At 42.9% G+C, this 13,463-nt stretch carries 9 protein-coding genes; 7 read left to right on the top strand and 2 right to left on the bottom strand.

From position 1 onward, the window contains the following. Positions 1 to 539 precede the first annotated feature (539 nt). Positions 540 to 1,793, top strand: coding sequence for a YeeE/YedE family protein (locus CXF69_RS03420; RefSeq protein ID WP_101204789.1), 1,254 nt, complete (start codon positions 540 to 542; stop codon positions 1,791 to 1,793). A 234-nt stretch (positions 1,794 to 2,027) separates the two neighbouring features. Here the strand turns inward: CXF69_RS03420 and CXF69_RS03410 are convergent, their stop codons facing one another. Both CXF69_RS03410 and CXF69_RS03405 read right to left on the bottom strand, forming a co-directional pair. Next, positions 2,028 to 2,906: a purine nucleoside phosphorylase YfiH/LACC1 family protein gene (locus tag CXF69_RS03410; protein WP_101204787.1), complete on the bottom strand. Its 879-nt coding sequence runs from the start codon at positions 2,904 to 2,906 to the stop codon at positions 2,028 to 2,030. A gap of 40 nt (positions 2,907 to 2,946) precedes the next feature. Continuing rightward, on the bottom strand, positions 2,947 to 4,182 hold the full coding sequence (locus CXF69_RS03405; protein WP_101204827.1) for an RluA family pseudouridine synthase: 1,236 nt from the start codon (positions 4,180 to 4,182) through the stop codon (positions 2,947 to 2,949). 774 nt (positions 4,183 to 4,956) lie between these two features. On the opposite strand from CXF69_RS03405, the gene CXF69_RS03400 reads away from it, so the two are divergent. From CXF69_RS03400 to CXF69_RS03375, 6 genes are all read left to right on the top strand, one after another. Then, the gene (locus CXF69_RS03400) at positions 4,957 to 6,138 is read left to right on the top strand and encodes an outer membrane protein assembly factor BamD (protein ID WP_101204786.1); all 1,182 of its coding nucleotides are present in this window, start codon (positions 4,957 to 4,959) and stop codon (positions 6,136 to 6,138) included. Between the two features lie 152 nt (positions 6,139 to 6,290). After that, positions 6,291 to 8,540, top strand: coding sequence for a DNA primase (locus CXF69_RS03395; protein WP_101204785.1), 2,250 nt, complete (start codon positions 6,291 to 6,293; stop codon positions 8,538 to 8,540). Between the two features lie 529 nt (positions 8,541 to 9,069). After that, positions 9,070 to 10,992 (top strand): RNA polymerase sigma factor RpoD, encoded by a 1,923-nt coding sequence (gene rpoD, locus CXF69_RS03390; protein WP_101204784.1) that lies wholly within the window; start codon positions 9,070 to 9,072, stop codon positions 10,990 to 10,992. A gap of 352 nt (positions 10,993 to 11,344) precedes the next feature. Then, a complete protein-coding gene (locus CXF69_RS03385) occupies positions 11,345 to 11,788 on the top strand; it encodes a MarR family winged helix-turn-helix transcriptional regulator (RefSeq protein ID WP_101204783.1) in 444 nt (147 codons plus the stop codon). A gap of 16 nt (positions 11,789 to 11,804) precedes the next feature. Then, on the top strand, positions 11,805 to 12,599 hold the full coding sequence (locus CXF69_RS03380; RefSeq protein ID WP_101204782.1) for a siderophore-interacting protein: 795 nt from the start codon (positions 11,805 to 11,807) through the stop codon (positions 12,597 to 12,599). A 30-nt stretch (positions 12,600 to 12,629) separates the two neighbouring features. After that, positions 12,630 to 13,160, top strand: coding sequence for a DUF2798 domain-containing protein (locus CXF69_RS03375; protein WP_198551522.1), 531 nt, complete (start codon positions 12,630 to 12,632; stop codon positions 13,158 to 13,160). Positions 13,161 to 13,463: the final 303 nt, after the last annotated feature.

Here is a 13,463-nt window from a genome sequence, read left to right as displayed (position 1 = left end):
CAAGCCCATTGTATCAGACGTATTTTTGTTTTTAAGTTATTTATTAAAGTCTGGCTAATCAGATCACATATACTTTTAATATATTTTGTATAAATGGGTCAGTCGCGTTAACTGATAATGTGACACAAACAAATTCCTGATACCTAATAAACCTATAATTATCAGCACTATAGATAACTATTGATAACTATTGATAACTATTGATAACTATTGATAACTATTGATAACTATTGATAACTATTGATAACTATTGATAACTATTGATAACTATTGATAACTATTGATAACTATTGATATAAGGTCATATACACAGCGGTTTATTTATTCCATATCATCATATACTAATTCTACTTTTTCTAACCACTTCGTATTTACATTAATGACAATAGGATTATGATGTAGCGCTTCTTACTGCTAAACCAAATCAATCGAATTAACAGCCGTACAGTTTCCAATTCTGCAAACCTGCGCAACTATACTCATATAAATTCTTATAAAAATGATATCTGATAACATCATCGGATAAGGAAGCTATTACCTTGACTACTCTCGTTCAACCTGTAAACGACACAAAAGATCCTATCGTCAGAGATGATCTGGCCCTAAATGCACCGCAAAAACCCTTGATTATGGGTGGTGGCATCGTAGGATTGATGGTGCTTGCGTATCTATTAGCCACTCAACATATCTCTCAATCATTGCTACTTGGGATAGGTCTTTTGTTAGGCTATACCCTTTTTCATGCCCGCTTTGGCTTTACCTCTGCTTTTAGACGTATGATGGCAGTAGGTAACGGTCAAGCGATGCGCTCACACATGCTAATGTTGGCAGTTGCTGTTACACTATTTGCGCCAATCCTTGCTTATGGCACGACGCTATTTGGCGGTCCTGTCGCAGGTTATGTCGCGCCATTAGGGGTCAGTCTAGTCGTAGGCGCATTTGTATTTGGTATCGGCATGCAGCTTGGTGGCGGCTGTGCTTCTGGTACGCTCTATGCGGTAGGCGGTGGACGCTCTGTTATGTTCATCACCTTTATTTTCTTCATAGTGGGCGCCACGATTGGTGCTTATCATTTGCCATTCTGGACAGAAGAGATGCCCGCTTATGCACCTTTCTCTTTAGCAACCTCTACAGGTCTTGGCTATACAGGGGCATGGCTGGTGTCGCTAGCCATATTCGGCATTATCGCATGGGTAACATTAGTCGTTGAGAAAAAAAGAAACGCACCGAAGATGGCGCCCGTGCCTTCTGAGTCTGGCTGGAAACGAATCTTTCGTGGCTCTTGGCCGCTATTTGCTGCTGCAATCGTCTTAGCTTTACTTAACGGTCTGACATTACTTACACGTGGTCAACCGTGGGGTATTACGTCAGCATTCACATTGTGGGGCTCTAAAATTGCAAGCGGCTTTGGTATGGATGTGGCTAGCTGGGGCTATTGGCAAGGTGCTAATGCAGCGGCGCTTGAAGCCTCTATCTTTGCAGACTCAACCACTGTATTAAATATCGGCATTATCATTGGCGCGTTTATCGCTTCTGCTGCGGGTGGCTTGTTCAAGTTTACTAAAATTACTACAGGTAACTTTGCAGCATCGGTCATTGGCGGATTGATGATGGGATATGGCGCACGTCTCGCGTTCGGTTGTAATATCGGCGCTTACTTCGGTGGTATCGCTTCTTTTAGCTTACATGGTTATATCTGGGGCATACTGGCAATGGCAGGTACGTTCTTGGCACTGTATTTACGTCCTCTATTTGGCTTATCAGTACCAAAATCTAGCGACTCTGTTTGTTAATACAGATTTTGTACCAATACAGACCTTGTATTAATACAAATGTAGCATTCAAATAAAAAACAGCAGAATAATCTGCTGTTTTTTTATTGTTTATCACTTTGTTTCTACTATTCATTATTATATAGTCAAAGAAATCTAAAACAGCTACAAGGCAGCCGACCGTAGATTGTACATATAGTACATCTAGGGAGGGTAACACCGTAGCGGTTTAGTAGTTCGCTGACTATAAAGCTGCTAACGACGAACGATGACCAGTGCCATCCGACCCGTTGCAGGTTGCTGCATATGAGTCTGACGGCGATACGAGTAATAGTGAGTATCAGCGTAACTACAGTCAACAGGTAAGTCATTCATGACTGTAGCACCAGCAGCTTCTAACTGCATGGCAGCAAGCTTCGGTAAATCCAACTTTATCTTGTCATCATAAGACGATATAGAAAATAGCGACACAAAGTTATCGATATGTGCCTGTGATAACGTCTGGTTAGCTATACACCCAGATAATAGTTTATCGCGAACGTCTGTATTTACTTCATAGTTTTCCTGACTGATACAAACGCCTATCCAAGCTTGTATAGGGCCTGAATCGGTAAAGCGATTAACTGTTTCTTGTATCACACCGCAGGCCAATCCTTGCCAGCCTGCATGAATCGCTGCGATTTTGCCACTGGTAGGTTGATATAACACGATAGGCACACAATCTGCCGTCATGATTGCCAGACCGCGACCATTTTGTTGACTGACCATCGCATCAGCAGACAGTGGCGCCATATTCAGTGTAGTAGCATCGACATCATGAATATGTTTACCATGAACCTGACTGACCCAATGTAAGCGATTAATAGCCTCATGCTGCTCATTTTGTGCAGACTTATCTGTCAGTTGCTCATTGATAGCAGCCAATAGACTCATGCGGTTATCTAATACTTGTAGTGCATTATCATTGACATGCAGACCTAGATTTAGCTCGCCGTAATTTGACTGACCCTCATACCCTGTACGCTGGTTTTTAGCAGCAGAATCATCAATATCATCATACACAAAAGCAGCCGTCTGAAAAACAGCCACATCATCAATTTGCGCAATCATTGTCATCGGGAACGTGTTCGTCATGGCTGCTCGCTCTCACCTCTCATCTAGTAAACGTTAGCGTTTACTCTTCATAATAACCGTCGCTTAGTACTGCCATGAGTTTTTGCATGTCTTCAGGTAGTGGCGTCGTTACTTCAATGTCTTCACCTGTCGTCGGATGCACAAATCCTAACGTATAGGCATGCAATGCTTGGCGCGGGAAATTATTAATAGCTTGGCGCTGAGCTTCTGTCAATCCAGAACGCAACTGACGACGGCCACCATAGACACGGTCACCGACTAATGGATAAGTAATGTGACTTAGATGCACACGAATTTGATGCGTACGTCCAGTCTCAAGTCCAACATCTAGCAGACAGTAGTTTTCGTTCAATGGCGTGACATTTAGCAGATGCGTTACCGCTTCGCGGCCGGCGGTCATCACCGTCATTTTAGTACGCTGGTTACGATGTCGGCCAATCGGCGCATCGATACGGCGATGACGAGATAAGCTTGCTTGGTCCCCTGCCACCACACACTTATAGTGACGATAAACAGACTTATCTTTTAGCTGCTCCATTAGTGCCATCTGTGCAGGTTTGGTTTTGCCAATCAGTAGCAATCCAGAGGTGTCTTTATCAATACGGTGTACAAGACCTGCACGCGGTAAATGATGCTGCTGAGGATAATGATATAGCAATGCATTGACCAAAGTGCCATTTTGATTACCAGCGCCAGGGTGAACCACCATACCGACAGGTTTATTAATTACCAATACGTCATCATCTTCATAGACAACATCGATATCTATGTTTTCTGGTTGGTCTTCGCCATGCTGCTGTAACGTCGTTGATAGATGCAATACGTCATCTGCTTTGACACGGACTTTCGGTTTTTGGACACTGCCGTTGTAGAGCAGACTACCATCAGTAATCCAGTTCTGGAGTTGTACACGCGAAAAGTCCGAAAACGCTTGTGAGGCGACCTTGTCAATACGCAGGCCAGCTTGATCTTCTGTGACCACATGCGTCATGTCTACAATCACTGGTACAGCTTGACCCGCTACTGGAGCTTCATCGTCGTCGCCGTCCATATCGCTGTCATCAATATCATTATCATCAATGTCGCTATCGTTCAGATCATTACCATCATCGATGAGCAGTTCTTCATCATCAAGCGCATCATCATGCACTTGCTCACTCATCATTGGTTGATTATCAGGTAGCTCATTATTGTTCAAAACATCATTTGGCATTGGTGACTCTTGTGCTGATGAATCAGTATCTAGCGATTGATTCGGTGATAAATTGGTAGTCATGGCATCATTATTCATAGCGGATTGATACATTGATACATGGCAAAGTCCCTGACAGTGTTTTGTGAGGTGACTTCGAAGATAGTATTATAAATAGCAGTATAAAAAATTGTCGTTTTTTTATTATGGTCTTTGCCTATAAATGGCAGATAACCACCTTTAAGGTACAAAAAAGCGAAGACTATACCGCTCTAGTGTATCATGTCGCACGCATAAGCCCTATAGAAGCTGCATGCTATCTGTTAATTTTTGAGCATGCTTTTAGGCTGTAAGACGTCTCGCTTAACTCTCTAGAACATGACATTGCTGTAATTTACTGTATATTTACTCATGCTAGCGACATTCGATATCGCTCGTGACATCCGCTCATGTTAAACTGCCTATACAATATAGATGGCGAAAAAATAGACGTAGCAAATGTTATTCTATAAAGTATAGCCATGTTTTGCTGTATGCTATGGCACTGTATGCGAATGCCGTACTTAGATACAGTTTGAAAATGGCATTGGGTTTTGTTAACAGTATTTGCCATTTAAACCGTTTGACTACGGTTCAATGCATGTGGTGGTTAAATGCATGTGGTCTATGACTGGCTTACTATACAAGCGCTATGTATCAAACCCAATCTATCAGTACAATACGTCATAACAAAAACTGCATTCGATAAAAAATTTTTGCTGGTGGATCGTTGACTATTTAGCGTCGTTTTTTATCACTAACCTTTTATATAGCATGATAGCGCCGCTGCTATTATGCGTCTTGTGTCGGAGAAGAAGTATGCAAGCTGTTGGCAATACGTTTATCAAACTGTCCTCAATAACCTTACTGGCGCTTAGCGTCAATCTAGTGGGTTGCCAGACTTTCAAAAATCTAACTGGCGCCAAAGATGGTGAGGCAGTAGAAACAGCTGAAAAATCAGAGCAAGGGTATTATAACGAGGCTGTCAATCAGATTGACAAAGGTCATTATATTCAAGGTATCGAAGAGCTGACCAATCTGCGTACATTCTACCCAACCGGACAGTACGCTGAACAAGCTTTGCTTGACATGATGTATGCACAATACGAAGGCGATAAGTATGAGATGGCGGCAGCAAGTGCTGAGCAGTTTATCCGTCTGTATCCGTCTAACCCACAAGTCAGCTATGCCTACTATGTGCGCGGCGTTGCCAATATGGAAGGTTCATCTGAGAGCCTAAAGCTCTTTAAACTGAACCAAGCTGAGCGTGATACCGCGTATTTGCGTATTGCCTTTGCCAATTTCCAAGAGCTTATCAATAAATATCCAAACAGCCCGTATGCACCAGATGCCGCTCAGCGTATGACGTTCATCTATAATCAGTTTGCTGAGAGCGAAATGAGCGCCGCAAATTGGTATATCGAGCGTGAAGCTTATGTAGCAGCGGTCAACCGTGCCAAATGGGTATTTCAGTATTACCCACTTAGTGAGTCAACGCCAGATGCTCTTGCGGTATTAGCTTATAGCCATGAAAAACTTGGTCTAACCGATTTGGCCAATGAATACAAAACGCTGTTGCAGATCAACTACCCAGAAATGCTAACCAGCAACGGTAGTGTGAAATTAAGCACCAAACGTGACCGTACTTGGCTCAACAAGATCACCTTTGGCAAGCTTGGTCGTTCGAACACGACTGACAAATCAGTCGCGTCTGGCGAGTATAACGGCGCCACCAAGACACAAATGATTCGTAATGCAGCCCAGTTGAGACTAGCAGGGACAAATACGACGCCTGCCAATACTCCAGTCGCCAATAATACTGCTGCACGTAATGGTATTAGTGTGGGCTTAGGTCTGCCTGAAGCGTCAGCTGAGCGCGTAACCAGTCAATCAAGCACTGGCTCGACTGCACGAGAAGCCAACGTCGATCCCCTAAATACCAATCCAACACGCCGCACTACACTAAATGACGACAGTGTGAGTGATATGGATAATAATTGATTACGTTAAGTCTCTTCTTAGCTTAGCTTAGCCTAACTAACACAGTCTGTATTCATTGATAATAAGGTCAACATTATGTTGGCCTTATTTTTCTAGCAGTACCTTATTACCTCTGCCCCAACATAATCGACCTATGGTAAACTGTTTTTTGTATGAGCATTCCTAACCATATTCTTGAACAATTAAATAGCCAAGCTGACCTGATCAGCATCATTGGCAAACACACCACGCTTAAACGGGCTGGTAGTGAATATAAAGGCTGCTGCCCTTTTCACGGTGAAAAATCGCCTTCCTTTTATGTTAATCCACAAAAAAACATCTATCACTGCTTTGGCTGTAGCGTCGGTGGCAATGCCATCAGTTTTTTGCGTGATTATGAGAATTTGACATTTATTGAAGCTGTTAATGAACTATCAAAACAAACAGGCATTGAAGTACCGAAAGAAGAACAGCAAAACGTTAGTTATCAACGTCGCGCACCCAAACCTATTGCACCGCCGCCACTTCACAATGTGCCTAGCCCAACTGTAGAACATAGCAAAGTAAGCCAAGACGGTACAAATAAAGACAACCATCAAAATAATCATCAAAATAATCGTCAAAATAATCGTCAAGACAGTCATCAAAACAATGTCGCCCACAGCGACCAAAACTACATCGACCAGCCCATTTATAATGACAATCAAGGCTACGATGACAATCAGGGCTATGAGAATTTTCCACCGTTAGAGGCGTATGATTCAGCGTCCTATTCTATGGACTCGTATTCCTCAGAGCCATATTTGCCAAACCATGCAGATGATAGTGGCTATCCGCCAGCATGGTTGACAGATACGGATACTGGCGCTGGTATGCAGGACGCTCATGGCATTGAGCAAAGCGAGGATAAAGATGGCAATCTATATGAGCTACTAGAGCAAATCCAGCAGTTCTATCAGCACAACCTGACCACGCATCCCCATGCCAAGCATTACTTTTTATCACGCGGTATCACCGAAGACATCTTTGAGACCTTTGGTCTTGGCTATGCGCCATTTGGTTGGCAGCATCTTGAGCATCAATTTCCGCAGGATATTGAAGGACTAAAAGCCTTAGGATTGGTACGTCAGTCAGAGTCTGGCCGCGACTACGATCTATTGCGCGACCGAGTCATCTTCCCAATTCGTGATAACCAAGGCCGCACTATTGGTTTTGGCGGTCGGGCGCTCGATGACGAAGTAAAGCCTAAATATATCAACTCATCAGACTCACCTGTCTTTCATAAGCAGCACGTACTATACGGCTATTATGAATCACGTCAGCAGCGCGCAGACAGCTGGCTGGTGGTCGAAGGCTATATGGATGTGATCGCTCTTTATCAAGCAGGTATCTATGGGGCAATCGCCTCGATGGGTACAGCAATTAATGAAAGTCAAATATCGCGTCTACTGACACTAAATCCAACGCTTACTTTAAGCTTTGATGGAGATAGCGCAGGACAAAAAGCCGCTTGGCGTACACTTGAAGTTGCCCTGCCTGTATTGGCCGATGATAAAGAACTGCGGTTTTTAACCCTGCCTAACAATCATGATCCTGATACTTTTATTAAGAGTCAGGGCAGCGATGCCATGCGTGAGCAAATCGCTAATGCCATGCCGCTATCGCAGTATATTTTTGCATATTTGAGTGAGCGTTATGACATGAGTCTGGCTGAAGGCAAGGCCAAGCTCATGTCCCAAGTACGATCGTTGACGACCGCCTTGCCCAAAGGCAGTAGCTTTCGCTATTTGCTCAACAATGACGTTTATCAAAAGCTTGGCGGTAAACGCAGTCAAAATGTCGAGGCCAAAGATGCGCTGCTAGATTTTGATGGTGATATGACCATCAGTCAGCAATTGCAGCTTTGCTTTTTGTTTCAGCCGCGCGCGTTAATCGACGACCCTATTGAGTCGATTTGGCAACAGTCAGGGATTAATGGCTTACACCTACCTGCTCATATCAAACAAAAAGCATCGCCTGATACGCTACGTCCGCTTGCCTGGGAAGACTTGCAAGATGCTGCCCTGCTAGACATCGTAAGCACTATTAAGCGCTGTCTTAATTACCTACCAAAAGACGTCAATGCAGCGGCGCATTTTATCTTATCGAACGTAAAGCCTGCGACCCAAGACATGCTCAGCCGTAATTGGGGCGGCTTCTATAAAGCGCTAACTGTACGCAATATCTTGGGGCTTGATGGCCTAATCGAAGAACTAGTCAGTCAGCTGCTTGAGCGCAATATGAAGAAAAAAATACAAGAGCTGATACAGAACCCTGATCATATTAAGCTTGCGATCGTCCGTAAACAAACCCAATTATTGAATGATTGGCTACGCGCACAGCAGGCAGAGCAATCTGCCCAGATGGTCACTGTGCAGTCTTAATGTTTAATTTCAAATGTTGACCCTTTAAAAGTCTAGCAGCTGCCCCCACTACTAATGATTATGCCCAGTAGCATGAGTCGCTCCCAAATCATTTAGCTGATGGCAAATAAACGGCAAAAAATGGTCGGTAGCTATCACTAGCTCGTGCTTGACGACTGTGGTCTGTGTTAAACTGTGTCGCTGTATATTGACAGCACTGCTTGGTGAATGATTGTGAGCATGCATCGTTAAGCACAAATTTTAGGTATTATTTTACGTATCAGCTTTTAGATACTATTTTTGAGTATTAAATTTTAAGTACTGTATTTTTTTAAGTACCATATTGAAGTCTTTTTAGCTTTTCTAATTTTTAGCTGTTTATCAGCATTGTTATTGTAGTGTTTTGAGCCTTTATTCATATCAACTCATTTTTGATATTATTGACAACCTCTACGCCATATTTTGATCAATCGATTGATAAGATCAACGCAAAGAGCGAGCGATAGCGAGTCACAATATAAAAATGTCCGATGCAAGTAAGCGAGTATTTATGAACGATAAGTCAGTTTCTAAGTCCACATCTCAACTGGCCACCTTAATCCAAATGGGCAAAGAGCAAGGGTATCTTACCTACGCTGAGGTGAATGACCAGCTGCCCGACTCTATTACCGAAAGCGATCAGATCGAAGACATTGTGCAAATGCTGACCGATGTCGGTATCAAAATCTTTGAATCAGCTCCTGATGCCGATGACATCTTGATGAACGATGATTCAAGTGATGATGATATGGCAGCAGATGAGGCAGCGGCAGTACTCGCCTCTGTTGAAACTGAGCCTGGTCGTACCACTGATCCTGTACGTATGTATATGCGTGAAATGGGTACGGTTGACCTACTAACTCGCGAAGGCGAAATTGCCATTGCTAAGCGTATCGAAGAAGGTATTCGTGATGTACAGCATGCCATGTCTTACTGGCCTGGTACCGTACAGTTTGTCCTTGACGAGTATCAAAAAGTCCAAGACGGCGAAAAAAAGCTATCTGACGTCATCACTGGTTTCTTAGACCCTGAGACCGAAGAAGACAAAATCGCAGCTCAAGAAGCAAAGGAAGCGGCGAAAGAAGAGCGTGAACGCATCAAAGAAGAAAAAGAAAACCCACCGGTTATCAAAGCTAAGGTCAATGCGAAAGCAGCCGCGCTTGATAATGACGACGAAGATGAAGATGACGTTGAAGACGAAGCTGAAGAAGAAACCAGCGGTCTTGATCCAGAAGAAGTTCGTTTACGCCTAGAAGAGATCGAGCATCTATTTATTAAAGCCAAGCAAGCATTGCTTGATTATGGCCGTGGTAGCGTACAGGCTGATACAGCATATGCCCTACTTGCTGAACGCTTTATGATGTTGAAGCTAAACAACCGCTTGTCAGATCAAGTCATGGCTATCATGCATGACGTCTATGATGACGTGCGTAAGCAAGAGCGTCAGATCATGCGTTTGGTGATTCGCCGTGGTCGTATGCCGCGTGAAGAGTTCCGTAAGACCTTCCCTAGCAATGAAACCAACGTTGATTGGTTGATTGAACGTATCAAAGGTAAGCCTGCATTTGCTGGTACGCTAGAAAAAGTCACTGATGACGTTATTTTATTACAACGTCGTATCCGTGATTATGAGCAGCAGCTCGATATGAAAATCCACGATATGAAAGATGTGGCACGTCGCATGGCTGTTGGTGAAGCAAAAGCTCGCCGCGCGAAAAAAGAAATGGTTGAAGCTAACCTACGTCTGGTTATCTCTATCGCCAAAAAATATACCAATCGTGGTCTACAGTTCTTGGATCTTATCCAAGAAGGTAACATCGGTCTGATGAAAGCCGTTGATAAGTTTGAATATCGCCGTGGTTATAAGTTCTCGACCTATGCCACATGGTGGATTCGTCAGGCGATTACCCGCTCTATTGCTGACCAAGCGCGCACCATTCGTATTCCTGTGCATATGATTGAGACCATCAACAAAATCAACCGTGTCTCACGTCAATTGCTACAAGAAATGGGGCGCGAGCCAACACCTGAGGAATTAGGCGAACGCTTAGAGATGGACGAAGTTAAAGTCCGTAAAGTGCTGAAAATTGCTAAAGAGCCTATCTCTATGGAAACCCCTATCGGTGATGATGAAGATTCGCACCTAGGTGATTTTATCGAAGATGGTACGATTTCAAGCCCTGTTGATGATGCGACTGCTGCTGGTCTGCAAGAAGCGACGCGTGATGTATTGGGTAACCTGACTGAACGTGAAGCGCGTGTCCTAAAAATGCGTTTCGGTATCGATATGCCAACGGATCATACTCTAGAAGAAGTCGGTAAACAGTTCGATGTAACGCGTGAGCGTATTCGTCAGATTGAGGCGAAAGCATTGCGTAAATTGCGTCATCCATCACGCTCTGAGCACTTGCGCTCTTTCCTTGAAAACGACTAAACTCGAAGAGAAATACTGAGCCTAGCTAATAGGTTTCAGATAGTGATTAAAAATAAAAAAGCTGAGTATATCTCAGCTTTTTTTGTGCCTGCTTTTTAATTCTAGAAATTATTAATTACTGTATTTATTAATTACAAAGCTCCATAATTGCATAGCCTCCTAGTCATAGATCTCTTTAACCCAAGCGCTCCTTGTTCAATGTACACCCCTATTTTCTTTACCTTCTACTACCTTCTTTCATTAAAAATTATTTAATTATAGACACAGACTACTCTTCAAGAACCACTTTATAGTTGACACTATCAACCTTATTCTATATAGTTGCTTCTATCAACTATACCAAAGAGTTTTTATGTCTAACAATTCATTGAGCGAAACACTACATCAATTGATGCATACCTATACCAACCTGCTGCTAGAAGGCATTCGTCAGCAAGGTGTCGAGTTGTCCGTGACTAATATCAGAACCTTAAAAGGTGTCTGCTATAACCCGAATAGCACTGCGCTATCAATCTCTAAACACATGCAGCGAGACAAAGCGCAAATCACTCGTGCCTTAAATGATCTTTTAGCAGCTGAGCTAATATTAAAGACAGATAACCCGCTTGATGGTCGCAGCCAATTACTACAGCTGACCTCTAAAGGCGAAGAAGTTATGACAAAGCTTGATGCAGCAGAAGAATGGACAAGACAGCAATTAACGAAAGATTTAAGCCTCGTAGAGCTTGCGCTATTTTTCCGTGTCAGTCGCACCATGATAGACAACGTTAGCACCAGCAAGACTACCGATAAATAAGTAAGGACAGATCCGTATGAATAACACAATAAATCAAAAACCAGTACGCGAAATCATGACCGTTGCTCACAAGCAAATGATTACTCCGCACTACATCCGTATATACCTCACAGGCCAAGCAGATACTATTGCCAATATCGCGACCATGACAGTTGGTGCAAACAATAAAGTACTTATTCCTGTCGATAAAGCTCAGCCAATTGACCTAAATGACAATACTACATTCGTTGTTCGCACTTATACTCATCGCGGCGCCGATGTAGCAAAACAACAGATTTGGATTGATTTTGTCGCTCATGGTGATGAGGCACCCGCTTCAGGCTGGGCCACTCATGCTGAGGTTGGCGACGAGATCGGTATCTTAATGAAGCCTAAAACCAAAGCGCTTTGTCCTGATGCAGATTATTTTCTACTGATTGGCGATGCCACAGCGATACCAGTGCTCGGCTCGATATTAGAAACCTTGCCTGACAGTGCGACTGGTCAATGCATCATCGAAGTGCACGGTACAGAAGATGAGCAAGAATTGCCGACAGCGGCCAATATCACCATGACATGGTTACACAACCCAGATCCAACGCAAGGTAGCCAATTAATCGACATAGTGAAATCTCTCGATTTGCCAACTGCAGAACAGAGCCGTTTTGCTTATATCGCTAGCGAATTCTCATCTATCAAAGCCCTTCGTCATTATCTAAAGGTCGAGCAACAGTGGTCTAAAGATGAGCTATATGCCTTTTCTTACTGGAAAGCAGGTGTTGCAGAAGACCAATCTGTAAGCGATCGACAGGCAGAAAAAAACACTGACTAATTAAACGCTCTTTATGAGAGGAAAATAACGATGGCTCCAAATACTATGCCGTCAAATACCGAGACCCTGCTCATTGATGGTTCTAAAAGTGGTAGCGCTAAGAATGATGGCACTAAAAAAACACCGTTGCTCTACAAAGTGTTATTAATACTTGCCTTAATGACTGTCATAGGTGGTCTCTTAACAGGTGTGATGACCTATATGAATGTCGGATATTCCGATACATTTTTTATAGACTGGTCTAGAGCGCTACTAGCGGCGTATGCGATCATGCCGATTGGCTTTTTACTGATGGGTCTGGTCACAAAATTTATTAATCATAAGTTATCTAATACCAAAGCGTACAAGCGCAATCTCATTACAGGTGTGTTGATGGCTTGCATAATGGAGTCTATGTTAGCCTTTAGTACTGCCTCAAAGACGATCGGTTTTGCTAATCAAACAGCATTTTTGAATGGCTGGTTAGAAGGGTTTCTAGTTGCATTACCAGTAGGATTGACGTTAATGGTCATCGTTTCTATGACTATTAAACCAAAAATTGAGGCATTTCTAAAAAGCTAAGATATCACAACTATGCTTTTTAGGTTTTTCGGTACTCTACCGCGATGCTAACTAAATTAATAAAAACGCTTAATAAAATTTAAGAACATAAAGCATCAAGGGCGTGTTGAATATTCAACACGCCCTTGTCATGTCAGAAGCTTTCTAATACTATTTTACTGTTGGTTTGGCAAAGAACTAACGTGTATTTAATAAGTCAGTCGTAACAACGTTTAGTATTAAATACGGTTTGATACAGTCTTTTTTTGTCCATCATATATTGTTACTATTCGACAATATTCCGATGACTAGACAGTACAACTG

It is taken from the genome of Psychrobacter sp. Choline-02u-9 (genome assembly GCF_002836505.1).
Classification (GTDB): domain Bacteria; phylum Pseudomonadota; class Gammaproteobacteria; order Pseudomonadales; family Moraxellaceae; genus Psychrobacter.
Note: the sequence above shows the minus strand (reverse complement) of the source record. Positions and strands in the feature narration are given on the sequence as shown.

Coding starts and splice junctions, on each gene's coding strand:
- CXF69_RS03410 (WP_101204787.1), bottom strand. CDS start 2,906: ATGACGAACACGTTCCCGATGACAATGATTGCGCAAATTGATGATGTG.
- CXF69_RS03405 (WP_101204827.1), bottom strand. CDS start 4,182: ATGACTACCAATTTATCACCGAATCAATCGCTAGATACTGATTCATCA.
- CXF69_RS03400 (WP_101204786.1), top strand. CDS start 4,957: ATGCAAGCTGTTGGCAATACGTTTATCAAACTGTCCTCAATAACCTTA.
- CXF69_RS03395 (WP_101204785.1), top strand. CDS start 6,291: ATGAGCATTCCTAACCATATTCTTGAACAATTAAATAGCCAAGCTGAC.
- rpoD (WP_101204784.1), top strand. CDS start 9,070: ATGAACGATAAGTCAGTTTCTAAGTCCACATCTCAACTGGCCACCTTA.
- CXF69_RS03385 (WP_101204783.1), top strand. CDS start 11,345: ATGTCTAACAATTCATTGAGCGAAACACTACATCAATTGATGCATACC.
- CXF69_RS03380 (WP_101204782.1), top strand. CDS start 11,805: ATGAATAACACAATAAATCAAAAACCAGTACGCGAAATCATGACCGTT.
- CXF69_RS03375 (WP_198551522.1), top strand. CDS start 12,630: ATGGCTCCAAATACTATGCCGTCAAATACCGAGACCCTGCTCATTGAT.